The 21301-nt window shown below is 74.2% G+C and carries 24 protein-coding genes; 12 read left to right on the forward strand and 12 right to left on the reverse strand.

The genetic code is table 11. The features are described 5' to 3' along the window. Window positions 1-33 precede the first annotated feature (33 nt). Window positions 34-1230: an RNA-guided endonuclease InsQ/TnpB family protein gene (locus tag IEZ07_RS24565; RefSeq protein WP_191896916.1), complete on the reverse strand. Its 1197-nt coding sequence runs from the start codon at window positions 1228-1230 to the stop codon at window positions 34-36. Between the two features lie 28 nt (window positions 1231-1258). Between IEZ07_RS24565 and IEZ07_RS24570 the strand changes: the two genes are divergently transcribed. The 4 genes from IEZ07_RS24570 to IEZ07_RS24585 are packed head-to-tail and all read left to right on the forward strand — an operon-like array spanning window position 1259 to window position 3259. Continuing rightward, entirely contained in the window at window positions 1259-1432 is a 174-nt protein-coding gene (locus IEZ07_RS24570; protein WP_191896917.1) for an Arc family DNA-binding protein, read from the forward strand. 54 nt (window positions 1433-1486) lie between these two features. Continuing rightward, complete coding sequence (locus tag IEZ07_RS24575) at window positions 1487-2356, forward strand: carbon-nitrogen hydrolase family protein (RefSeq protein ID WP_191896918.1); 870 nt, start codon at window positions 1487-1489, stop codon at window positions 2354-2356. A gap of 10 nt (window positions 2357-2366) precedes the next feature. Then, window positions 2367-2831, forward strand: coding sequence for a hypothetical protein (locus tag IEZ07_RS24580; RefSeq protein WP_231647246.1), 465 nt, complete (start codon window positions 2367-2369; stop codon window positions 2829-2831). Next, a complete protein-coding gene (locus tag IEZ07_RS24585) occupies window positions 2828-3259 on the forward strand; it encodes a UCP033725 family protein (protein ID WP_191896919.1) in 432 nt (143 codons plus the stop codon). The genes IEZ07_RS24580 and IEZ07_RS24585 overlap by 4 nt, the downstream gene beginning before the upstream one ends. A gap of 110 nt (window positions 3260-3369) precedes the next feature. Here the strand turns inward: IEZ07_RS24585 and IEZ07_RS24590 are convergent, their stop codons facing one another. Together IEZ07_RS24590 and IEZ07_RS24595 are read right to left on the reverse strand one after the other, a co-directional pair. Then, on the reverse strand, window positions 3370-4863 hold the full coding sequence (locus tag IEZ07_RS24590; RefSeq protein WP_191896920.1) for a carboxyl transferase domain-containing protein: 1494 nt from the start codon (window positions 4861-4863) through the stop codon (window positions 3370-3372). Between the two features lie 142 nt (window positions 4864-5005). Beyond that, a complete protein-coding gene (locus tag IEZ07_RS24595; protein WP_239320396.1) occupies window positions 5006-6163 on the reverse strand; it encodes a CaiB/BaiF CoA transferase family protein in 1158 nt (385 codons plus the stop codon). 259 nt (window positions 6164-6422) lie between these two features. Between IEZ07_RS24595 and IEZ07_RS24600 the strand changes: the two genes are divergently transcribed. Next, entirely contained in the window at window positions 6423-7043 is a 621-nt protein-coding gene (locus IEZ07_RS24600; protein WP_191896922.1) for a uridine kinase family protein, read from the forward strand. Between the two features lie 89 nt (window positions 7044-7132). On the opposite strand, the gene IEZ07_RS24605 is transcribed toward IEZ07_RS24600, so the two are convergent. After that, a complete protein-coding gene (locus tag IEZ07_RS24605; RefSeq protein WP_204054532.1) occupies window positions 7133-7846 on the reverse strand; it encodes an SDR family oxidoreductase in 714 nt (237 codons plus the stop codon). A 102-nt stretch (window positions 7847-7948) separates the two neighbouring features. Between IEZ07_RS24605 and IEZ07_RS24610 the strand changes: the two genes are divergently transcribed. After that, entirely contained in the window at window positions 7949-8794 is an 846-nt protein-coding gene (locus tag IEZ07_RS24610) for a helix-turn-helix domain-containing protein (protein WP_204054533.1), read from the forward strand. 77 nt (window positions 8795-8871) lie between these two features. On the opposite strand, the gene IEZ07_RS24615 is transcribed toward IEZ07_RS24610, so the two are convergent. Continuing rightward, entirely contained in the window at window positions 8872-9621 is a 750-nt protein-coding gene (locus IEZ07_RS24615; protein ID WP_191896923.1) for a DeoR/GlpR family DNA-binding transcription regulator, read from the reverse strand. Window positions 9622-9670: 49 nt separating this feature from the next. On the opposite strand from IEZ07_RS24615, the gene IEZ07_RS24620 reads away from it, so the two are divergent. The 3 genes from IEZ07_RS24620 (at window position 9671) to IEZ07_RS24630 (ending at window position 11009) form a co-directional block, all read left to right on the forward strand. Next, the gene (locus IEZ07_RS24620) at window positions 9671-10045 is read left to right on the forward strand and encodes a DUF4406 domain-containing protein (RefSeq protein ID WP_191896924.1); all 375 of its coding nucleotides are present in this window, start codon (window positions 9671-9673) and stop codon (window positions 10043-10045) included. A gap of 179 nt (window positions 10046-10224) precedes the next feature. Beyond that, entirely contained in the window at window positions 10225-10722 is a 498-nt protein-coding gene (locus IEZ07_RS24625; protein ID WP_191896925.1) for a DUF2975 domain-containing protein, read from the forward strand. After that, entirely contained in the window at window positions 10722-11009 is a 288-nt protein-coding gene (locus IEZ07_RS24630; protein WP_191896926.1) for a helix-turn-helix domain-containing protein, read from the forward strand. Before IEZ07_RS24625 ends, IEZ07_RS24630 begins: the two co-directional genes overlap by 1 nt. A 139-nt stretch (window positions 11010-11148) precedes the next feature. On the opposite strand, the gene IEZ07_RS24635 is transcribed toward IEZ07_RS24630, so the two are convergent. Together IEZ07_RS24635 and IEZ07_RS24640 are read right to left on the reverse strand one after the other, a co-directional pair. Then, window positions 11149-12984: a hydantoinase B/oxoprolinase family protein gene (locus tag IEZ07_RS24635; protein WP_191896927.1), complete on the reverse strand. Its 1836-nt coding sequence runs from the start codon at window positions 12982-12984 to the stop codon at window positions 11149-11151. Beyond that, window positions 12981-15053: a hydantoinase/oxoprolinase family protein gene (locus IEZ07_RS24640; protein WP_191896928.1), complete on the reverse strand. Its 2073-nt coding sequence runs from the start codon at window positions 15051-15053 to the stop codon at window positions 12981-12983. The genes IEZ07_RS24635 and IEZ07_RS24640 overlap by 4 nt, the downstream gene beginning before the upstream one ends. Before the next feature lie 165 nt (window positions 15054-15218). On the opposite strand from IEZ07_RS24640, the gene IEZ07_RS24645 reads away from it, so the two are divergent. Further along, on the forward strand, window positions 15219-15887 hold the full coding sequence (locus IEZ07_RS24645; RefSeq protein WP_191896929.1) for an AIM24 family protein: 669 nt from the start codon (window positions 15219-15221) through the stop codon (window positions 15885-15887). Window positions 15888-16044: 157 nt separating this feature from the next. Here IEZ07_RS24645 and IEZ07_RS24650 read toward each other — a convergent pair whose 3' ends face one another. Beyond that, entirely contained in the window at window positions 16045-16494 is a 450-nt protein-coding gene (locus IEZ07_RS24650; RefSeq protein WP_191896930.1) for a hypothetical protein, read from the reverse strand. 151 nt (window positions 16495-16645) lie between these two features. On the opposite strand from IEZ07_RS24650, the gene IEZ07_RS24655 reads away from it, so the two are divergent. Next, window positions 16646-17281, forward strand: a complete 636-nt coding sequence (locus tag IEZ07_RS24655) for a thymidine kinase (protein WP_068895870.1) — start codon at window positions 16646-16648, stop codon at window positions 17279-17281. On the opposite strand, the gene IEZ07_RS35930 is transcribed toward IEZ07_RS24655, so the two are convergent. The 3 genes from IEZ07_RS35930 to IEZ07_RS24665 all read right to left on the reverse strand — a co-directional run bounded on the left by IEZ07_RS35930 (window position 17251) and on the right by IEZ07_RS24665 (window position 19383). Next, entirely contained in the window at window positions 17251-17373 is a 123-nt protein-coding gene (locus IEZ07_RS35930; RefSeq protein WP_301549346.1) for a hypothetical protein, read from the reverse strand. The genes IEZ07_RS24655 and IEZ07_RS35930 overlap by 31 nt on opposite strands. Window positions 17374-17398: 25 nt before the next feature. Next, window positions 17399-18247 (reverse strand): ABC transporter permease, encoded by an 849-nt coding sequence (locus IEZ07_RS24660; protein ID WP_191896931.1) that lies wholly within the window; start codon window positions 18245-18247, stop codon window positions 17399-17401. A gap of 104 nt (window positions 18248-18351) precedes the next feature. Continuing rightward, window positions 18352-19383 carry an ATP-binding cassette domain-containing protein gene (locus IEZ07_RS24665; RefSeq protein ID WP_191896932.1) on the reverse strand — a complete coding sequence of 344 codons (1032 nt, stop codon included), beginning with the start codon at window positions 19381-19383 and terminating at the stop codon, window positions 18352-18354. A 130-nt stretch (window positions 19384-19513) separates the two neighbouring features. Here IEZ07_RS24665 and IEZ07_RS24670 point away from each other — a divergent pair, with 130 nt between their 5' ends. Then, window positions 19514-20275, forward strand: a complete 762-nt coding sequence (locus IEZ07_RS24670) for a TetR/AcrR family transcriptional regulator (protein WP_191896933.1) — start codon at window positions 19514-19516, stop codon at window positions 20273-20275. Window positions 20276-20363: 88 nt separating this feature from the next. On the opposite strand, the gene IEZ07_RS24675 is transcribed toward IEZ07_RS24670, so the two are convergent. After that, complete coding sequence (locus IEZ07_RS24675; RefSeq protein ID WP_191896934.1) at window positions 20364-21266, reverse strand: hypothetical protein; 903 nt, start codon at window positions 21264-21266, stop codon at window positions 20364-20366. Between the last annotated feature and the right edge of the window lie 35 nt (window positions 21267-21301).

The following is a 21301-nucleotide window of genomic DNA, read 5'->3' on the forward strand; positions in this document are numbered from 1 at the left end:
CTCCTGAAGGGAGGGGGATTCCAACCCTTTCCCCTACGCAGAGCGGAGGAGTTCAGGTTGAGGTTCGCGGTTCGCAGGCCCCGGCAACCCGGAGCCTCCCCGCGCAGCCACCCCACGCCCTGGGGCGGTATCTCGGATGTTGCAGGCCGCGTTCACATCGGCGTTGGCCTGGTGCCCGCAGGCGACGCAGCGGAATCGAGATTGGCTCTCTCTCGATTCGGCGGCGCGGCGCCCGCAGGCGTTGCAGGTCTGCGACGTGTACGCGGGGTCGACCTTGACGACCCGGCCGGGAGCCTTGTGCTCCAGACGGGCCACGAGCCGTCCCCACCCGTTGGCGAGGATGCCCCGGTTCAGCCCGGCCTTGGCCCGGACGTTGACGCCGGGCGCGTCGATGGTGCCGGACGCCGACCGGGTCATGTCGCGGACCTTCAGGTCCTCGACGGCGATGACGTCGAAGCGGCGGGCCAGCTCGGTGGAGGTCTTCTCCACCCAGTCCTTGCGCCGGTCGGTCTGGCGGGCCTTCAGCCGGGCGAGGGCGGCCTTCACCTTCGCTCGCCGGTTGGAGCCGCGCCGGGCGCGGGCCAGCCTGCGCTGGAGCCGCACCAGCCGCTTCTCCTCAGACTCGCGCAGGCCGGGCACGTTCAGCAGCTCCCCGGTGGAGACGGCCGCCGAGACGGCCACGCCCCGGTCCACGCCGACGATCTCACCGGTGCCCGGTGCGGAGATCGGCGCGGGGATCGCAGCGAACGCGACATGCCAGCGGCCCGCGCGGTCGCACGTCACCCGGAACGACTTCACCCCGCCGGGGACGGCCCGCGACCAGCGGAACCGCACCCACCCGACCTTCGGGATCCTCACCTCGCCGACGTTGCGCGACAGGCGGCGTACGTCACCGGGTCCGACGGCGACGATGCGGAACCCTTCGGCGCGGCCCCGTTTGCGCCAGGCCGGGCGCCGGTGGGTGCCGCCGAAGAAGTTCGCCATGGCCTGGGCGAAGTCTTTGAGGGCCTGCTGCTGCACGATGATCGATCCGGCACGCAGCCAGTCGAAGGCGGCGCGGGCTTCGGTGAGCTGTCGGCACTGCTCGGCGAATCCCGGTGCGCTCTTGCGGCCCGGTTTCCAGTGCGCGTGCTGCTCGACGGCGAGGTTCCACACGAGCCTGGCGTGCGCGCAGTGCTCCGACAGTGCCGCCTCCTGGGCGGGTGTCGGGGAGAGCCGGTACCGGGACATGACGGCATCCTACCATTAGAATGCCGTCATGATTCGTTTTACGTTGCGCATTCCCGACGACCTGTACTCCCGCCTCACCGCAGCGGCGGAAGCCGACCACCGGTCCGCCAACGCGCAGATGCTGCATCTCATTGAGAAAGGACTGAACGATGACGGACGCTCCGCGCCCGAGGCTGTCCCGCCTCCGGCGGGCCACCCCTGACGGGGTCCGGATTCCTCCCGGCCCTAAAGGACCGGGCTTCCTCCGGAGGTTCCGGTGACCCGCATCGCCCTGTGCCAGATCCCGGTCTCCACCGACCCCTCCGCCAACCTCGACCAGGTCCGCCGCTCCATGGAGCGGGCCGCCGCCGACGGCGCGGAGCTGGCGATCCTCCCCGAGGCCACGCTCACCCGGTACGGCCGGCGCATCACGGAGCTGGCCGAGCCGCTGGACGGGCCGTTCGTCACCGGGCTGGCCGAGTCCGCCCGCGCCTGCGGCCTGTCCGTGATCGCCGGGGTGTTCGAGTCAGGCGCGGATCCGGGCGCGGATTCAGGCACAGAGCCGGGCACAGAGCCGGGTGCCGGGCCCATCGCCGGGGACGGGCGCGCGCGCCGGGTGCGCAACACCGCGGTGGCCGTCGGCCCCGACGGGGAGCTGAAGGCCGCCTACCGCAAGATCCACCTGTTCGACTCCTTCGGCGCGCGCGAGTCCGAGCTGGTCGAGCCGGGCGACGAGCCGGTGGTCGTGGAGCTGGCCGGGCTCCGGGTCGGCCTGGTCACCTGCTACGACCTTCGCTTCCCCGAGCTGACCCGGGCGCTGGCGGACCTCGGGGCCGACCTGTTCGCGGTGATCGCCGCGTGGGGGTCGGGGCCGATGAAGGAGGAGCACTGGACGACCCTGGTGCGGGCCCGCGCGATCGAGAACACCACCTGGACCGCGGCCGTGGGCCAGGCGCCGAACCCGGAGGCCGCCGACGGCTTTGGCATCGGCCGGAGCCTGCTGGTCGACCCGATGGGCGTGGTCCGCGCCGACCTGGGCCCGACCCCCGCCGTGCAGACGTGCGTTCTGGACCCTCAGGTCACGATTGTCACCCGCAATGCCCTCCCGTGCCTCGAACACCGGCGGCTCCCCGTCAAGAGATCGTAAAATGCCATCCGTGAGTGAGCCACCTGGACGCAGAACGCAGATGCAGAAGGTCATCCCGCCCCGGTTGCTCGTGCCCTACCTGGCCGGTCAGCGGACCGTGATCTCGGGGTACGTCTACCGGGTGCAGGACTGCGTCCGGCTGACCACCCCCGCGCAGCTCTTCATGGGCCTCGACCTGGGCTTCGACGGCTCGGAGCTGGCCGTCACCGTGCCCGAGCTGTACATCCTGCGGTGGTTCGCCCGGGACGTGGACACCTACGTCGTGCCGTACGGCCCGCACATGGGCGGTGACTGGAACGATTCACCGCCGTTCGCCGGGAACGGCTTCACCACCTCGCGCGAGCACGTCGTGCCGCAGTTCCACACCATGCCGATGCCGATCCCCCCGGGGGCAGAGATCATCCACGTGACCATCGACCGGGAGGAGCGGCCCTTCGCCCTCTACGACGGCCTCACCTGGCGGCCCGCCCCATGAGCGCGGAGATCGAGCCGGTGGCGTCGGGCTTCGTCGCCCGCTACCGGGAACGCACCTACGCGGCGGCCCTGGGCCCGGACGCGGGCGAGGTCGTGCTGTTCAGCGAGGAGGCCGCCGACGGCTTCGAGCCCGCCCGGGGCTACTGGCGGGCCGCGGTCGCCCGCGAGGACCTCGAGTGGCTGGTGCTGGTCCGCACGGTGGGCGCGTTCGGCGGCGAGCCGTGCCTGGTCCTGGACGCCACGGAGGAGAACGGCGAGGAGAGCCTGCACATCGCCTACACCGGGCACAGCGGGCTGAAGGCCGAGGCGCTGGGCTACTGGATGGTCGACCACGGCGCCTACGAGGTGGTGGTCCCCCGCGACGAGGTCGTCTCGGTCCGGATCGAACGCGTCCCGGTCCCGCTCACCCCGGCCAAGTCCGAACCGTAGTCCCCGCCCGACCGGCCCGCTACAGCCCGAGTCGGCGGCGGTGAGCACGCGGGCCGGGGCACGGAGAGGGGGCCGTCGGCCGGCGTCTCACCTCGCGACCCCGTGCCCTACTACAGCCCGAGCCGGCGGTAGCGGGCGAGCCGGGCGGTGAGCCGGTCGGCCGGGTCCCCGCCCAGCAGGCGGGCGATCTCGTACTCCAGCACGGCGCCCACCCGGCGGCAGAACTCCTCCGGCTCGTAGGCGGCGTCGGGCGACTCCGGGACGATCCGGTCCACGATGCCGTCCCGGCGCAGGTCGGTGGATCTCACGCCCTGGGCGGCGGCGATCTCCGGGGCGAAGTCCACGCTCCGGTAGAGGATCGCCGAGGCCCCCTCCGGAGGAAGCGGGGAGAGCCAGGCGTGCTGGGCGGCCAGCACGCGGTCCGCCGGCAGCAGCGCGAGGGCCGCGCCGCCCGCGCCCTCGCCGAGCAGCAGGCAGACCGTCGGGGCGTCGAGCATCACCAGGTCGGCCAGGCAGCGGGCGATCTCGGCGGCCAGACCGCCCTCCTCGGCCGCCTTCGACAGCGCGGCGCCGGCCGTGTCGATCACGGTGACCAGCGGCAGGCCCAGGTCCGAGGCCAGGCGCATGCCGCGCCGCGCCACCCGGAGCCCGGCCGGGCCGAGCGGCGCCACGGACCGCTGGCGGTACCGGTCCTGGCCGAGCACGACCGCGGGGGCCGCGCCGAACCGGGCCAGGGCCAGCAGCAGGCCGGGGTCGTTCTCGCCGGTGCCGGTGCCGTTGAGCGGGGTGACGTCGCGGGCGCCGGACCGCAGCAGTTCCCGCACGCCGGGCCGGTCGTCCCGCCGGGAGCGGGTGATGGCCTCCCACGCCCCGACCGCCGGGACGCTCCCGTCCGGTTCGGGCCCGGGGTCCAGGCCCTCGCGCGGGGCGCAGAGCACGGCCAGCGCCCGGATCGCGATCTGGCGGGCGTCCTCGGCGGAGACGACGGCGTCGACCAGTCCGTGCGCGAAGAGGTTCTCGGCGACCTGCACCCCCTCGGGGAAGGGGTAGCCGTGCAGCGACTCGAAGACCCTCGGCCCCAGGAAGCCGATCAGCGCGCCCGGCTCGGCCGCGGTGACGTGCCCGAGGGAGCCCCAGGAGGCGAACACCCCGCCGGTGGTGGGGTGGCGCAGGTAGACGACGTACGGCAGGCCCGCGGCGCGGTGCGCGGCCACCGCGGCGGTGATCTTCACCATCTGGGTGAAGGCCAGTGCGCCCTCCTGCATCCGGGTCCCCCCGGAGGCCGGTGCGGCCAGCAGCGGGAGCCGCTCGGCGGTGGCGCGCTCGACCGCGGCGGTGAGCCGCTCGGCCGCGGCCAGCCCGATCGACCCGGCCAGGAAGGAGAACTCGCACGCGACGACCGCGACCCTGCGCCCGTCGAGCAGGCCCTCCCCGGTGATGACGGACTCGTCGTACCCCGAGCGGGCCCGCGCCGCCGCCAGCTCCGCCGCGTAGTCGGACCCCGGCTCCGCGGGGTCGGCGGGCGGGGAGTCCCACGACCGCCACGTGCCGGGGTCGAGGACGGCCGCGATCAGGGCCCGCGCGTCCGGCCGGCCCGGTCTCACCGCGGCGCTCCGTTCTCGTACGCCGCGCCGCGGGCACCCGCTCCCCGCGCGTGCCCCACGCCGTGGACGCCCGCTCCCCGCGCGTGCCCCACGCCGTGGACGCCCGCTCCCCGCATCCGGCCGCGCGCCGTACGGCGGGCCCTCAACGCTCCCGCTCCTCGAGCCAGGCCAGCACCTCGTCACCGTGCTGGCCGAGGGCGGGCGGGGCGGTGTGCTCTCGGGGCGGCTCGCCGTCGAAGCGGAGCGGGGGGCCGGGCAGCTCGACGGGGCCGAGCACCGGGTGGTCCACCGTCACGACGAGCCCCTGCGAGCGCGTCTGCTCCCAGGCGTAGACCTCGTCGATGGAGCGGATCGCCCCGGCGGGCACGCCGAGCCCGCCGAGCGCGGCCAGCCAGTGGCCGCGGTCGCGGGCGGCGAGCGCCTTCTCCATGTCGGCGATGAGCTCGTCGCGGTGCGTGAACCGCTCCCGGTTCGCGGCGTACCGCGGGTCCTCCGGATCGATGCCCAGCAGGGCGGCGACCTTCCGCCACTGCCCCTCGTTGGCCACCGCGATCTGGATCATGCCGTCGGCGCAACGGAACGCGCCGTAGGGAGCGATCGAGGCGTGGTGGTTGCCGCCCGCTCCGGGCACCCGGCCGCCGACCGTCCAGGCGGTGCCGTGGTAGGAGTGCACGCCGGTCACCGCGGCCAGCAGCGAGGTCCGCACGACCTTCCCCCGGCCGGTGCGCGTCCGCTCGTACAGGGCGGCGGCCACGCCGTAGGCGCCGTGGATGCCCGCGAGCAGGTCGGCGATCGAGGCGCCCACCCGGTACGGCTCGGCGGACGACGGGCCGGTGAGGCTCATCAGCCCGGCCTCGCCCTGGGCGATCTGGTCGTAGCCGGGCCGGCCGCCCTCGGGGCCGTCGTGGCCGAACCCGGTGATCGACAGGACGACCAGGCGGGGGTTGAGCTCGTGCAGCCGCTCGACGGAGAAGCCCAGCCGGTCCAGGACACCGGTCCGGAAGTTCTCGACCAGCACGTCGCTCTGCCGTACCAGGCGCTCGACCAGGTCCCGGCCCTCGGCGGACTTGAGGTCGAGCGCGATCGAGAGCTTGTTGCGGTTGGCGGCCAGGAAGTAGGTGGAGATGTCACCCTCGGGGCCGACGAAGGGCGGGCCCCAGCCCCGTGACTCGTCGCCCCCGTCGGGGTGCTCCACCTTGATCACTCTGGCGCCGAGGTCGCCGAGCATCTGCGCGGCGTGCGGCCCGGCCAGCGCGCGGGACAGGTCCAGGACGACGATGTCGCCAAAGGCTCCCTGCAAGATCGACCTCCGGGTGAGAGTCGCCGATCCTAGCCGAACAGGGCCCGGAAAGGCACGGGGGCGCACGGCGGGCGCGCGAGGTCCCCGTGCGGAACGATACCCGCGGGTAACCTCCATGTCTCCTCCCCCGCCGCCCCGGCCCCGCCGTCCGCACCCGGCCCTGCGGCACGCTCCCCGCCGCTCCCCGCCCCGCCTTCCTCACCCGGCCGGGCCGCACTCTCCCCGCGGGTCCCGCGCGGCCGGGTGGCACCATGGGGGAATGGCGGTGACGATCTCCTTCCCGGACCTGGCCGCGGCGGTCAGGGTGCTGCCGCCGTCGTGCGGGCCGGTGCGGATCGTCGCGGTGGACGGGCCCGGCGGCTCGGGGAAGACCACCTTCGCCGGGCGGCTCGCCCGCGCGCTGGGCGCCCAGGTGGTGCACAGCGACGACTTCCCGGTGCCGTGGGACGAGCCGCCGGCCGCCTGGTTCGAGCACGTCGAGGAGCAGGTGCTCAGACCGCTGGCGGCGGGCCGGGCCGGCGGCTACCGGCGCTACGACTGGACGCGGGGCGCGTTCGCCGAGCGGGTGGACGTGCCGGTCGCGCCCGTCCTGGTGCTGGAGGGCGTGAGCACGGCCCGCCGCATGGCCCCGGTCGCCTACGCGGTGTGGGTGGAGGCACCGCGGGAGCTGCGGCTGGCCCGCGCCCTGGCCCGGGACGGCGCGCACCTGGAGCCGCAGTGGCGGACCTGGATGCGTGCCGAGGACGAGTGGTTCGCCGCCGACCGCACCCGCGAGCGCGCCGACCTGCTGGTCGACGGCGCGGCGGTCCCGGGGGAGTTCGCCGCGGTCACCGCACCCGCCGAAGCCCCGGTGGAGAGGCCCCGCCGGGGACCCGGATGACCCCGCGTCCGGTCGCGGCCCGCGAGGCGCGCAGCGGTGCCCGGAAGGCCGGGGACGTCGACGGACGCCCGGACGGCGGCCTCGCCCGTTCAGGTGAGGCGGTGGCCGCCGTCGACGTGCAGCACCGTCCCGGTGATGAACCCGTTGCGCATCACCGACACGAATGCCTGGGCGATGTCGTCGGGAGTGCCGATGCGCCGCGCGGGGAGCCGCCCGGCCAGCTCGGCGAACGCCGCCTGCTTGTCCATGCCGAGCTGGTCCCAGATGGGGGTGTCCACCCACCCGGGGGAGACCACGTTCACCCGCACGGGCGCCAGCTCGACCGCCAGCCCGTACGCCAGTGAGGCGAGCGCCCCGTTGACCGCGGCCACGATCGTGTTCGACCCGTTCGGCCGGTAGGCGTTGATGCCCGAGGTGTACGTGATCGACCCGGTGACCCGCCCGGCCCCGTGCTTGCCGACCAGCCAGGCACCGAGCAGCTTGGTGTCCACGATGGTCCTGGCGGCCGCCGTGGCCACACCGGTGGTCCGGCCGTACACCCCCGTCGCGTCCGCCGCCGTGACGGCCACGTGCTCCACCCGCTTCACCCGGGCGAACAGGCCGGCCACGTCCTCCTCCCGGCCGATGTCCGCCGGCACCGTGTCCACCCGCCCCCGCCCGGTCCGCTCCAGCTCCGTCCGGGCTACCGCGAGCCGGTCCGCGGACCGGCCGACGATCGTCACGTCCATCCCGTCGGCGAGCACGGTCCGGGCCAGGGCCAGGCCCATCCCGGAGCCGCCACCGATGATCATTACGTTGGTCATGCCCCGAGTCTCCGCCGCTCCCCGGGAGCCGGGAAGGCCGCGCGGTACCTGGGTGCGGCACGGCCACCCAGGAGCGGACCGCCCGGTGGCACACTCGGAGACATGAACGCGATGGCGGAGTTCCTCCGGATCCGGCGCGGGCGGATCGGCCCGGCCGACGTCGGGCTGCCCGCGGGGCCGCGCGCCCGCCGCACCCCCGGCCTGCGCCGGGAGGAACTGGCGGCGCTGGCCGGGGTGAGCGTGGACTACTACACCCGGATCGAGCAGGGCCGCGAGACCGCGCCCAGCGACTCGGTGCTGGACGCGCTGGCCAGGGTCCTGCGGCTCACCGACGATGAGCACGCCCACCTGCTCGCCCTCGCCGACCGCGCCGCCGGGCGGACGCCGCGCCGCCGCGCCGCCGACCCGCAGCCGGTCCGCCCCGGCCTGCGGCTGCTGCTGGAGTCGGTCCGGCCCAGCCCGGCGTACGTGCTCAGCGAGGTCAACGACGTGCTGGCCGCCAACCCGGAGGGCCTGGCGCTGATGTCCGGGCTCGGCGACTGGCCGCCCGGACGGCGCAACGCGATCCGGTACACCTTCCTGCACCCGGCCGCGAAGAGGGTTTTCGCCGACTGGGACCGGGTGGCCCGCAACGGCGTCGCGCATCTGCACACGGCCGAGCTGACCACCCCGGAGCCGGCCGCCGCGCTGGTCGCCGAGCTGTCCTCGGCCAGCGGCGAGTTCGCCGAGCTGTGGCGCCGGCACGAGGTCGCGGTCAAGCGCGGCGGCGAGACCGCGTTCCGGCACCCGGTGATCGGCTCGCTCACCTTGTCCAACGAGGTGCTGGCCGCCGCCGGCGGCGACCAGCGGATGCTGGTCTACCAGGCGGCACCCGGCACCGCCGAGCATGACGCACTGGTGCTGCTGGCCATGGCCGCCGGAGACACGGGCGCTCACAGGCACCGCTGACCGCCGGGACGACCGTCTGGTCGAAACTCTCCGCGAGTACGACGGCGACCGCTCGACGGACGCCCCCGGGTGAGCCGCTACGGGGCGTGCAGGACCGGCGCGTCCAGCGCCCGCACCGTCGGATCGTCCGCGCTCGCGTCGGTGACCACTCCGGCGACCTCGGCCAGGGGCAGCACCGCGAACCGGGAGGCCGCACCGATCTTCTCCGAGCTCGCCAGCACGTAGGTGTCGGCGGCCCGGCGCGCCAGGGCGCGTTTCATCGCGGCCTCGTCGGCGTCGCCGGTGGTCAGCCCCGCCTCGGGGTGGACGCCGGTCACGCCGAGCAGGAAGAGGTCGGCGTTCAGTCCCCGCGCGGCCTCCATCGCGGCGGCCCCGCAGGCGACCATCGAGTGCTTGAACAGCCGCCCGCCGATCAGGTAGACCTCCACGTCCCGGTGGTCGGCCAGCGCGCTCGCCACGGTCGGGCTGTGCGTCACGACGGTGGCCCGCAGGTCGGGGGGGAGCGCGTGCACGACGGCCAGGGCGGTCGTGCCGCCGTCGATGATCACTGTGCTGCCCGGCCCGACGAGCGCGGCCGCGGCGGCCGCCACCCGCTGCTTGCCGGACACCTGGACATCCCGGCGTGCGGCGTAGTCGGCCGTCGCAGGCGACGCGGGCAGTGCGCCGCCGTACACCCGCTGGCACAGACCCGCCGCGGCGAGGTCGCGCAGGTCACGGCGGATGCTGTCCTCGGACATGCCGAGTTCGGCGGCGAGGTCCTTGGCGACGATCCGGCCGTCCGTACGCAGGCGTTCGAGCAGCAGGTCACGGCGTTGAGCGGCAAGCATGCACGTTTCTCCTTGTTTTTTCCGATTATTGCACGATATGGTCGGCACCATGCTCATTCTGATCGCAGGCCCCTACCGCTCGGGCACCGACGACGACCCCGAACTGATGGCACGCAACCTGGCCCGGCTGGAGGAGGCGGCGTGGCCGATCTTCCGCAGCGGCCACGTCCCCATGATCGGCGAGTGGGTCGCGCTCCCCGTGCTGCGCGGCGCCGGCGGCACCGGACCGGCCGACCCGGTGGCCGAGCAGATCATGTACCCCACCGCGGAACGCCTGCTGCGGCACTGCGACGCGGTGCTGCGGCTGCCCGGCGAGTCCACCGGGGCCGACCAGGACGTCCGGATCGCCCGGGAACGCGGCCTGCCCGTCTACCACCGGCTCGAGGACGTCCCCGGCTACCGGTCCACCGAGGAGGGCGACTGACCGCTCTCCGGCCATTGACCCGGTGTGATGGATTCACCACTCGAGGTCCGCACCGGTGTGCGACAAGCGGGTGATCAGCGGATCTGCACCGAATCTCCACCTCGGCGGCCATCCGACCCCATTGCCATCCCTATCGATTATCGATAGATTTACATCGTTGATCGATCGAGGGAGAGACGATGGGAAAGCTGACAGTGCACGCGCTGCGCGCCGTGCTCGCGGCGCTGCTCGCGGGTTCGGTGTTCGTGCAGGCGGTGATGGTGCCGCTGCTCGCCTCCGACCTGGAAGGGCTGCGCCCGGAGTTCGCCTACCTGCGCCCCCCGCTGCTCGCGATCTTCTTCCTGGGCGTCGTGGCCGCCCAGGTCGTCCTGGTCTGCGTGTGGCGGCTGGTGACGATGGTGCGGCGCGGGACGGTGTTCTCGCATGCCGCCTTCCGCTACGTGGACATCGTGATCGGCGCGTTCACGGCGGCCTCCCTCCTGGTGTTCGCGCTCGGGGTCGTCCTGGCGCCGGGCGACCCCGTCCCCCCGGGCGTCGTCCTGCTGATCGGCGGGATCGGCCTGGCGGTCCTGGGGGTCGCGCTCGTCGTGCTCGTGCTGCGGATGCTGCTCGCCCAGGCCGTCGCGCGCGACGTCGAGGCGACGCGGATGCAGGCCGAGCTGGAAGAGGTGATCTGATGCCGATCACCGTCGACATCGACGTGATGCTGGCCAGGCGGAAGATGTCCGTGGGCGAGCTCGCGGACCGCGTCGGGATCACGCCCGCCAACCTGGCGGTGCTCAAGAACGGCCGCGCCAAGGCGGTGCGCTTCACGACGCTCGAGGCGCTCTGCGAGGCGCTGGACTGCCAGCCGGGAGACCTGCTGCGCTGGGAGGCCGGGGACGCGGGGAACGCAGGGGACGCCCTGCACGAGCAGGCGGCGGCCGGCGGTCCCGGGGCCGCGACCTCCGGCGACCGCCCCTGACGGCGCGACCACCGACCCCGAGGCCGCGGCCGCCGGAGGAGACTTCCTACGGCGGCCGCGTCCCGCTTCTGACCGTCAAGGGCTACCGTCTTTACGGTGTAGATCAACAGATTGCCCGGCGCGGTCCGCCGGGCGGGTCTCACAGGAGGTCCACCTCCGCGTACGGCAGGCCACCGGACAGCGTGGGGAAGCCCGGCCCCCGGTCGAAGAACGGCCCCTTCTCCGGGAGCAGGGCGCGCAGCCCGGCGCGGCGGATTTCGGTGGCCCCGGCGTCCACGCGCGGGTCGCCGGGCGGGCCGTGCAGCACCACGCCGTAGTCGTCGCGGGCGCCCTCGACCGAGACCTTGCCGTCGCGGACGTCGGCGGCCACCGCCTCGGCCGGGCGGTCCAGCGGGCAGCCCCAGCCCCCTCCCCCGGTGGTGCGGATCCGGATCACCTCGCCCGCGCGCACCGGTGCGTCGTCGACCAGGCCCTCCATCGGCCGCCCCTCGATCTCCACCGTGAACGGCCGGCCGGCCCGGCCGCCGTTCACCCCCCAGCAGGACAGGATCGAGCGGTCGGCGACGGACATGAACGAGGCGTCGCGGAGCATCCGGACGTGCTTGTCGTAGCCGAGACCGCCCCGGTGCAGCCCCGGGCCGCCGGAGTCGACGGCCAGGCCCAGGCGCTCGACCCGCAGCGGCCAGCGGGACTCGGCGAACTCGACCGGGATGTTGCGCGAGTCGGGCACGACGTGGATCGTGTCCTCCCCGTCGGCGTACCAGCGCCCGCCCGAGCCGCCGCCCAGGACCTCCCGCATCAGGTACGGCGCGCCGTCGGCGCCGGTGCCGTGCACGCCGGTGTAGCGGATCGTCTCCTGGTCGGCGGGCATGCGCCCGCCGGTGGCCTTGGCCAGCACCCCGGCCAGCACGCCCAGCAGCCGCAGGATCACGAACGTGCGGGCGTTGGTCGGCGCGGGGAAGACCGGGGTGAGCAGCGTGCCCTTGGCCGGGAAGCGCATCTCGATCAGCGGGACGACGCCCTCGTTGACGTCGAGCTCGGCCATCCGCTCGGGCGTCTCGGCGAGGTTGCGCAGGATCGGGGCGAGCCACTTCTTCAGGAACACCCCGTCGGCGTAGTCGCCCGCGTGGTTGATCGGCCCCCTGGCCTGCGGAGAGGTCCCGGTGAAGTCGAGGACGAGGGGGCGGTCGGCGGAGTGGTCGACGGTGAGGGTGATGCGCTGGGCGTGCAGCCGGGGCGCGTCCACCCCGTCGTGCTCGGCGTAGTCCTCCCACACGTGCACGCCCTCGGGGATCCTCGCCAGCAGCTCCCGCCGGAACGTCTCGGTGGTCTTGGCCAGGATCGCCTCGAAGCAGTCCTCGACGGCCTCGCGCCCGTAGCGGTCGAACAGCTCCTCCAGCCGCCGCGCGCCCATCAGGCAGGCGGAGCACTCGGCGTCCAGGTCGCCGGCGAGCGAGTCGGGCGTCCGGGAGTTGCGCGTCATGATGGTCAGGGCGGCCCGGTTGGGCACGCCCCGGTCCCAGAGCCTGATCGGCGGGACCATCAGCCCCTCCTCGAACACGCTCCGCGCCCCGGACGGCATCGACCCCGGGCAGGCGCCGCCGATGTCGTCGTGGTGCCCGAAGGCCTGCACGAACGCGACGACCTCGCCGCCGTGGAAGACCGGGACGGTGACGCACAGGTCCGGCAGGTGGCCGATGCCGCCCTCCGACAGGTAGACGTCGTTGTGGAAGAACACGTCGCCTGGGTTCATCTCCGCCACCGGGAAGTCGCGGACGACCGGCTGGACCAGCGCCGAGTAGGACCGGCCGGTCAGCTTGCGCAGCCGTACGTCGTGGATGCCCGCGCGGAAGTCGTGCGCGTCGCGGATCATCGGGGAGCGGGCGGTGCGCGCGATCGCGGTCTCGACCTCCCGCTCCACCGAGGCGAGCGTGCCCTCGACGATCTCCACCAGCACCGGGTCGGCGGCCGTCATGCCCCTGCCCTCTCGCTCGGCTCGCGGCGGACCACGAGGTTGCCGCGGCCGTCGGCCGTGGCGGTGAAACCCGGGTGCACCGGGAGCGTGGAACCGTACTCCTCGACCACCGCGGGGCCGCGGACCACGTCGCCGGGGCGCAGGTCGGCGCGGCGGAAGATCGGGGTGTCCCTGCCGCCGTGCTCCCCGGGGGCCCGGTCGTCGTCGAAGTGCACGGGGCGGGTGCCGGCCGGGGCGAGCGGCGGGTCGTGCGGGCCGCGCGGAGGGCGTTCGGCGATCACCGGGCGGGCGATGGGACCGATCCCGGAGACGCGGAGGTTGACCCATTCGACGCCGTGCCGGGGATCGTCGCGGTAGCCGTACCCGTAGAGCGCGCGGTGCGCCTCGTGGAAGCGGTCCAGCACCTCGGCGCGCCAGGCCTCGTCCGGCGGCCCGGCCGGGGCGGGCACGCGGACCTCGTAGGCCTGGCCGTAGTAGCGCAGGTCGGCGCTGCGCGCGAAGACGGGCTCGGTGAAGCCCTCGCGCGCCAGCGCCTCGGCCGCCCGGCCCTCCAGCTCCCCGAAGATCTCCGCGGCGGCCTCCAGGGGGAGGTCGCGGGTGACGAAGGTGCGCACGTAGTCGTTCTTGACGTCCACGGTGAGCAGGCCGAACGCCGAGACGTTGCCGGGGTCGGGCGGGACGATCACCGACGGCAGGCCGAGGATGTCGATCAGGCGGCAGACCAGCAGCGGTCCGGAGCCGCCGAAGGCCACCATCGGGAAGTCGCGCACGTCCAGGCCGCGTTCGACGGTCAGCCGCCGGATGGCGTTCGCCTGGTTGAAGGCGCTGATCTCCAGGACACCGGTCGCCGTGCGTTCCGGGGGCAGCCCGAGCTTCGCCGCCAGCGTCTCCACCGCCCGCCGGGCGGCCCCGGCGTCGAGCGGGACCTCCCCGCCGAGCAGGTGCGCGGGGACCCGGCCGAGGAAGACGTGCGCGTCGGTGACGGTGACCTCGGTGCCGCCCCGGCCGTAGCAGACGGGTCCCGGATCGGCGCCGGCGGAGGCCGGGCCAACCTTGAGCGCGCCCTCGGGGGAGGTCCGGGCGACCGACCCGCCGCCCGCGCCCACCGTCACGACGTCGATCATCGGGATCCGGCACGGGTAGCGGCCGACGCCGCCCTCGGTGGTGAGCGACGGCTCCCCGTCGAGCACGACGGCGACGTCGGTGGAGGTGCCGCCGCCGTCCAGCGTGATCACCGACGGGTGCCCGGCGGCGGAGGCGACCAGCGCGGCGCCGAGCGCGCCCGCGGCCGGTCCGGAGAGCACGGTGGTGATCGGCTGGTGCACGACCTCCGCGGCCGAGAGCACGCCGCCGTTGCTCTTCATCACCGAGAACGGCATGCCGAGGCGCTCGGACAGGCGGGCCAGGTAGCGGCGCATGGTCGGTTTGACCGCGGCGTCCACGAGCGTGGTGACCGACCGCTCGTACTCGCGGTACTCGCGCAGCACGTCGCTGGAGATCGAGACGACCGCCTCGGGGTGCTCGCGCTCCAGGACCTCGCGCATGCGCAGCTCGTGGACGGGGTCGGCGTAGGAGTGCAGGAAGCACACGCCGATCGCGGTGATCCCCCGCTCCCGGAACCAGCGGGCGGCGGCGACGGCGCCCTCGGTGTCGAACGGCCGGACCTCGGCGCCGGTGTGGTCCAGCCGCCCGCCGACGGTCCTGACCCGGTGCGCCGGGACGATCCGGGGCGGCTTGACCCAGAAGTAGGAGTTGCCGTAACCGTCGGGGACGCTCTGCCGGGCGATCTCCAGGACGGACTCGAAGCCCTCGGTGGTGACGAAGCCGAGGTCGGCGATGCGGTCCTCGAGGAGCTGGTTGGTGGCGACCGTGGTGCCGTGCACCACCGCCGAGACGGCCGCCCCCTCGGCCCGGCCGAGCACCTTGCGGATGCCCGCCATGAAGCCCTCCGCCGGATCGGCCGGGGTGGAGGGGGTCTTGGTGGTGGTGATCTCACCGGTCTGCTCGTCCACCATGACCACGTCGGTGAACGTGCCCCCGGTGTCGACGCCGATACGGACGCTGCGCATGCCCCCGTGTCTACCCAGTCGCGCCGAGCCCGCAAATCGGCGCACACTGCCGAAACCCGTCCCGGTCCTTGGGCAACTCGCCGCCGCGCCCGTACCGGGAACTCTCCGGCCGCCCCGATCGCTGAAAGGGTGACGATCCCCTACGAAACGGAAGAGGCTCCCTTCTTGCGCAGCTCGTTCTTCGGCAACCTGGACCAGGGCCAGGTCCCCGGCCACTTCACCCTGCAGAACCCCAAGATGCTGCGCGTGCAGCTGAACGGGGAGGACGTGCTGGCCCGGCAGGGCTCGATGGTCGCCTTCCAGGGGCAGATGGACTTCGACTACGAGGGCGGCGGCGTCGGGAAGTTCCTGAAGAAGATGGTCACCGGCGAGGGCGCGCCGCTGATGCGGGTGCGCGGGCAGGGTGTGCTCTTCCTCGCCGACGACGCCCAGGACGTGCACCTGTTCTACCTGGAGAACGAGGCGGTCACCGTCAACGGCAGGAACCTGCTGGCCTTCGACCCGCACCTGTCCTGGGACATCAACCGGGTGCAGGGCGCGGGCATCGCCGCCGGCGGCCTGTTCAACACCACGGTCTCGGGCACCGGCTGGGTGGCGGTCACCGCGCACGGCACGCCGGCGATGCTCGACGCCGCCTGGGGGCCGACCTACGCCGACGGCCAGTCGGCGGTCTGCTGGAGCACCTCGCTGCAGGTGGGGGTCAACCGCACCTTCAAGGCGGGGGCGCTCATCGGGCGCGGCAGCGGCGAGGCCGTGCAGCTCGCCTTCCAGGGGCAGGGCTTCGTCCTGGTCCAGGCCAGCGAGGGCCCGGTCGTCCCGCAGGCGCGGGGCTGACCTCGGCCCGCTCTCCCGGCGACGCCCCGGCGGCCGATCCGCGGACGCGGGCCGCCTGCCCTGGCCGCCCGCCGGGGCCGCGGGCTCCTTGGAACGGGGCCGCCGCCGACCGGATCCCGTCGGATGAGACCGGTCGGTGGCGGTCCGGCGGGGCGGGTCAGCGGCGGCGGCTGCCCATGATGGAGCCGATCACCGCGTCGGCGTCGTGCGCGTGCACCTTGGCGGCCAGCCGGATCGCCATCTCGTTCGTACGGCGCAGCTCGGCCTCGACCCGGTCCTTGCCGGACTGCCCGACCTGGACGCCGAAGTAGGCTCCGATGATCGCTCCGGAGACCCCGACGAGACCGGCGAACGGCGCGCCGCCGCCACCGTCGCGCATCGCGACGACGACGAACCCGACCAGGATGACGATCAGGCCCGTCAGGACCACGTAGAACCCGTACCTCCAGCGGGCCGCCTCGGCCTTGGCCGCGACGGCCTCGTCCTCGGTCATCATCGCCGCGAGCGCGGGCGGCATCTCGCCGCGGTCCGGCGCCGCGGAGATCTTGGCCAGCGGCGCCGTGGGCGCCGCCGCCGGGGGAAGGGGTGGGGTCTTGGCGGTCGTCACAGGTGTGCTCCCATGTTTCTGTCGGCCAAAAGAATCTCCCACGCTTTGTCGGAGGCAAGCCGAGTCGGGCTTGACCTACGCGGGACCTGGCATTCCTACCAGTTGTATCCCTGCTCAAACACCATGGGCAAACCCGCTAAGCTGGCCCGTCGTGACCGAATCGTCCGCGCTCTCCCCCGTCCCCGTCCCCGTCGCGAACCGGGACGGGGTCCTGCGCTTCTATTTCGGCCCCATGGACTGCGGCAAGTCCACGCTGGCCCTGCAGATGAACTACAACCACGGCCGCCAGGGCAGGCGCGGGATGGTCCTGACCAAGCACGACCGCTCCGGCGGGCCGCGGATCACCAGCCGGATCGGCCTGGGCAGCGAGGCCGTCGAGGTCGACGACGACCTGGACCTGGTCGCCCTGGTCACCGACCGCAAGCCGATCGACTACGTGATCTGCGACGAGGCCTGCTTCTACACCGTCGCCCAGATCGAGCAGCTCGCCGACCTGACCGACGACTTCGGCATCGACGTCTACGCCTTCGGCCTGGCCTCCGACTTCCGCTCGCGGATGTTCCCCGCCGCCCAGCGCCTGTTCGAGCTCGCCGACGAGATCAGCCGGCTGCAAGTCGAGGTGCTGTGCTGGTGCGGCCGTCCCGGCCTGCTGAACGCCCGCGTGGTCGACGGCGAGCTGGTCCGCACCGGCGAGCAGGTCGTCATCGGCGACACCGGCGTCGACCCGGTCCGCTACCAGGTGCTCTGCCGTCGCCACTACCGCTCCGGCGACCTCGGCGTGAGCTGAGCGGCCGATCCCGGGCCGGGCCGTACCGCCGCGCCCTCGCGGGCGGCCCACAGGCCCAGGGCGACCAGCGCCGCGACCTCGGTCACCGCCATCCCGCGCTCGACCAGGCCCGAGGGGTCAGCTCCTCAGTCTCCGGAACCGGCGTACGGAGAGCGGGAGGAAGACGGCGGTGAGCAGCACCGGCCACGCGACCGCCAGGAGCTCCGCGTGCTGCGCCGCCCAGGTCTCCCCCGCGAAACCCGGGTTGCCGAAGAGGTCCCGGACGGCCGCGGCCGTCGCCGAGAGCGGGTTCCACGCGGCGGCGGCGCCGAGCCAGGCGGGCATCGTGGCCGGATCGACGAAGACGGCGGACAGGAACCCCACGGGCCAGACCAGGATCTGGACGGCGGTCACCGCCTCCGGCCCGCTCGCGGCCAGGCCGATGAAGATCCCGACCCACAGCAGAGCGAAGCGGAGCAGGAGCAGCAGGCCGAGGGCGGTGAGAGCGGAACCGCGGCCCCCGTGCCAGCTCCATCCCAGCAGCAGCCCGGTGCCTGCCAGGACGACCAGGCCGACGACCGAGTTGAGCATGTCGGCGGCGCACCGGCCCAGCACGACGGCCGAGGAGCTCATCGGCAGCGAGCGGAACCGGTCGGTCACCCCCTTGGCGGCGTCCGTGGTCACCGCCATCATGGTGGTCTCCAGGCCGAAGAGCATGGCCAGGGCGAACATGCCGGGCATCAGGAACTCGAAGTAGCCGCCGGGGCCGGGAGTCGTGATCGCGCCGCCGAACAGGCCGCCGAACATCAGCACGGTCATCACGGGGAAGAGCCATCCGACGACGACCGCTCCCGGGCGCAGGGCCCAGTGGTTCAGATCGCGCAGAGTGATGGTCCAGGCGTCCGCCAGCGCCCGGCCGATCCGGGACGGCGCCGGAGGGGGAGCCGGGACGGGCGGGCGGGAGGCGTCCGCGGGGACGGTGTCCATCAGCGTTCCTTCTTCCTTCCGAGGGGTCGGCGGATCGTGCGTCATGCTCGTCCGGACGCTCCCGGCGGGGCGGCTCGCCGGGGCGCCGTGCTCATCCGCCGTGTTCACCCGGAGGCCTCCTGCGGCGCGGCCGCGGCCACGGCGTCCGCCGGGTCCGCGCGGCCGGCGGCCGTACCGGTGGCCGGAGTACCTCCCGTCAGGTGGAGGAAGACCTCGTCGAGCGTCGGGCGGCGGAGCGCGAGGTCCTCCGGTTCGATCCCCGCCTCGTTCAGCTCGGTGGCCAGCCGGATCAGCGCCCGGACGCGCCCGGCGACGGGGATGCCGATCCGGTGGGCGGTCCGGTCGACGTCCGGCTCCCCGGAGGCGATCCGGGCGGCGACGGCCCGGGCCGCCTCGGTGTCCTCCGGGCCGGAGAGCACCAGGTCGATCCGGTCGCCGCCGAGGGCGGACTTGAGCTCGTCGGGGGTGCCCTCCGCGACGACCCGGCCCGCCGCGAGCACGCAGACGCGGTCGGCCAGCCGGTCGGCCTCCTCCAGGTACTGCGTGGTCAGCAGCACGGTGGTCCCGGCGTCCACCAGCTCGCGGACCGCGGTCCAGACCTCCTGCCGGGCGGCGGGGTCGAGGCCCGTCGTCGGCTCGTCGACGAACAGCACCGGAGGCGACACGATGAGGCTCGCCGCGAGGTCGAGCCGGCGGCGCATGCCCCCGGAGTAACCGCTCGCCGGTCTTCGCGCGGCCCCGGCCAGGGAGAACCGCTCCAGCAGCTCGTCGGCCCGCCGCGCGGCCGCCGCGGCGGGCAGGCGGTTGAGCCTGCCGAACATCACGAGGTTCTGCCGTCCCGTCAGGACCTCGTCGACCGCGGCGTACTGGCCCACCAGCCCGATGCGCTCGCGGACCTGCCGGCCCTGCCTGCGGACGTCGAACCCGGCCACGCTCGCCCGGCCCGCGTCCATGTCCAGCAGCGTGGAAAGGATCCGGACCGCCGTCGTCTTCCCGGCTCCGTTGGGGCCCAGCAGCCCGCAGACGGACCCCTTCCCCACCTGCAGGTCGAACCCGTTCAGGCCCGCGCCGCCCGCCGGTCCCCCGTAGTTCTTGCGCACGTCGTGCGCGGTGATCGCGCTTCCGGCGTCCGTCACTTCCGCCCTCCTCGCTCCGCGGCCGCCGGACGGCTCTCCGCCGGTGGCCCGAATGGTTTGGTACGTCGTACCGTACAGCGTACGGAACAGTTAGGATAGGGCCGGTGACGAGGATTCGGAGTTCGTTCCCATGAGCGCGAAAAGGGCCCCCGACGCCGATCCGGCCCGCAGCCTGGCCCTGCTGTGGAGCTCGCACAGCAGACCGGGACGGTCGGGGCTGACCGTGCGCGCGATCATCGAGGCCGCCATCGGGATCGCCGACACCGAAGGGCTCGACGCCGTCTCCATGCGCCAGGTCGCCGAGCGCCTGGGGGTCGGCACCATGTCGCTCTACACGCACGTCCCCGGCAAGGCCGAGCTGACCGACCTGATGGTCGACACCGCCTACGGGCGGCTCTACGACGACGTGGACGCGCCGGCGGCGCAGCCCGGCGGCTGGCGCGGCGGGATGGAGTTCGTCGCCGCGCGCAACTGGGACCTCTACCGGCGCCACCCCTGGATGCTGCAGGCCCCCGGCGGCCGGCCCGTCCTGGGTCCGAACGCCGTGCTGAAGTACGAGGCCGAACTGCGCCCCCTGGACGGCGTCGGGCTGTCCGACGTCGAGATGGACTCCGTCCTCGCCCTGGTCCTGACCCACGTCGAGGGCACCGCCCGGCTCGGGGCGAGCATGGCCCGGGCCCAGCAGGACAGCGGGATGAACGAGACCGAGTGGTGGACGGTCAACGCTCCGCTGCTCGACAAGGTGATGGACGCCTCCCGGTTCCCGGTGGCCTCCCGGGTCGGCGAGGCCGCCGGCCGGGAGCACCAGGGAGCGGCCGACCCGGCGCACGCCCTCGCCTTCGGCCTGGCGCGCATCCTCGACGGGGTGGCGGCGCTGATCGCGGGCAGGTGACGGAGCGGGCCCGCGGTCCCCGCCGCGGCCCGCCCACTGGGGCCGGGACCTCCGCTACCCGGGACGGTCCCGCTCGGCGGACGCCCGCTCAGGAGCCCGCGGCGATCTCCGCCAGGCGCGCGTCCAGCTGCACGGGGTCGCCGTCGACGAGCGCGGACACCGCCCGCCACCAGGCGAACCACTCCCCGCTGCGCCACATCCAGTCGACGCGCTCGATCGCGGCGACGACGTCGCCCCTGACCCGCCACTCCGGGCCGGTCTGCGCCGCGCCGGCGCCGTGGCGCAGCGCCCAGGCGCGCAGCGTCCGGGCGGCCCCGGCGTCCACCGGCGTGCCGTACGGGCTCGGGTCCTCCCCGCCGAGGGGGTGCGGGCCGAGGCCGGCCGCCACGCCCCAGCTCCACTGGGCCTCGGCCGGGCGGGAGTAGCGCAGCGAGTCGAAGTCGAGGTTGGAGCCGAGGTCGCCGTCCGGGCGGCGGACCACCACGGCGTCCAGGCGCCCGCCCGCGTCGAAGGAGAGCACGACCCTGTCGCCGGGGGCGACGCCGCCGGGCAGCGCGACGCGGTCCTCCGCCTGCCAGGAGTTCAGGTCCACGGCCGCGGCGGGCTCCCCCCACCGGCGGTCGGCGGCGTCGTCGGCGATCCAGGCGGTGAGCATCTCCAGCACGGTCAGGTCGGTCCAGGGCTCCACGGCGGTCGCGGAGCGGAGCACCTCGTCGGGGACGAGCGGCTTGCCGCCCCGGGCCCGCTCCCACCACCGCGGTCCCAGCTCGCGCGTCCCGACCAGCAGCCCGGCCAGCGAGGCCAGCTCGGCGGACCTGCGGGTCAGCGGGGCGCCGCGGGCGAGCTCCACGCAGCGGGCGACGCGGTCGGCGCCCAGCGCGGCCTCCGCCTCGCGCACCAGGGCGGCCGCGGAGAGCCGCTCCTCTCCGAGGAGATCGCGGATCAGTCGTCTGGCCTCGGTCCGGGCGTCCTCCGCACGTGCCTCGCGCATACCGCCACGTTACGCCGGAAGATCTCCCGCCGCGA

The sequence above is a fragment of the Planomonospora parontospora genome (assembly GCA_014647935.1).
Lineage (GTDB): Bacteria > Actinomycetota > Actinomycetes > Streptosporangiales > Streptosporangiaceae > Planomonospora > Planomonospora parontospora.

Excerpts from the sequence above, each read along its gene's own strand:
- IEZ07_RS24565 (WP_191896916.1), bottom strand. The coding sequence starts at position 1,230 with ATGTCCCGGTACCGGCTCTCCCCGACACCCGCCCAGGAGGCGGCACTG.
- IEZ07_RS24570 (WP_191896917.1), top strand. The coding sequence starts at position 1,259 with ATGATTCGTTTTACGTTGCGCATTCCCGACGACCTGTACTCCCGCCTC.
- IEZ07_RS24585 (WP_191896919.1), top strand. The coding sequence starts at position 2,828 with ATGAGCGCGGAGATCGAGCCGGTGGCGTCGGGCTTCGTCGCCCGCTAC.
- IEZ07_RS24600 (WP_191896922.1), top strand. The coding sequence starts at position 6,423 with ATGGCGGTGACGATCTCCTTCCCGGACCTGGCCGCGGCGGTCAGGGTG.
- IEZ07_RS24605 (WP_204054532.1), bottom strand. The coding sequence starts at position 7,846 with ATGACCAACGTAATGATCATCGGTGGCGGCTCCGGGATGGGCCTGGCC.
- IEZ07_RS24610 (WP_204054533.1), top strand. The coding sequence starts at position 7,949 with ATGAACGCGATGGCGGAGTTCCTCCGGATCCGGCGCGGGCGGATCGGC.
- IEZ07_RS24615 (WP_191896923.1), bottom strand. The coding sequence starts at position 9,621 with ATGCTTGCCGCTCAACGCCGTGACCTGCTGCTCGAACGCCTGCGTACG.
- IEZ07_RS24620 (WP_191896924.1), top strand. The coding sequence starts at position 9,671 with ATGCTCATTCTGATCGCAGGCCCCTACCGCTCGGGCACCGACGACGAC.
- IEZ07_RS24625 (WP_191896925.1), top strand. The coding sequence starts at position 10,225 with ATGGGAAAGCTGACAGTGCACGCGCTGCGCGCCGTGCTCGCGGCGCTG.
- IEZ07_RS24630 (WP_191896926.1), top strand. The coding sequence starts at position 10,722 with ATGCCGATCACCGTCGACATCGACGTGATGCTGGCCAGGCGGAAGATG.
- IEZ07_RS24635 (WP_191896927.1), bottom strand. The coding sequence starts at position 12,984 with ATGACGGCCGCCGACCCGGTGCTGGTGGAGATCGTCGAGGGCACGCTC.
- IEZ07_RS24640 (WP_191896928.1), bottom strand. The coding sequence starts at position 15,053 with ATGCGCAGCGTCCGTATCGGCGTCGACACCGGGGGCACGTTCACCGAC.
- IEZ07_RS35930 (WP_301549346.1), bottom strand. The coding sequence starts at position 17,373 with ATGGCGGTGACCGAGGTCGCGGCGCTGGTCGCCCTGGGCCTGTGGGCC.
- IEZ07_RS24660 (WP_191896931.1), bottom strand. The coding sequence starts at position 18,247 with ATGGACACCGTCCCCGCGGACGCCTCCCGCCCGCCCGTCCCGGCTCCC.
- IEZ07_RS24670 (WP_191896933.1), top strand. The coding sequence starts at position 19,514 with ATGAGCGCGAAAAGGGCCCCCGACGCCGATCCGGCCCGCAGCCTGGCC.
- IEZ07_RS24675 (WP_191896934.1), bottom strand. The coding sequence starts at position 21,266 with ATGCGCGAGGCACGTGCGGAGGACGCCCGGACCGAGGCCAGACGACTG.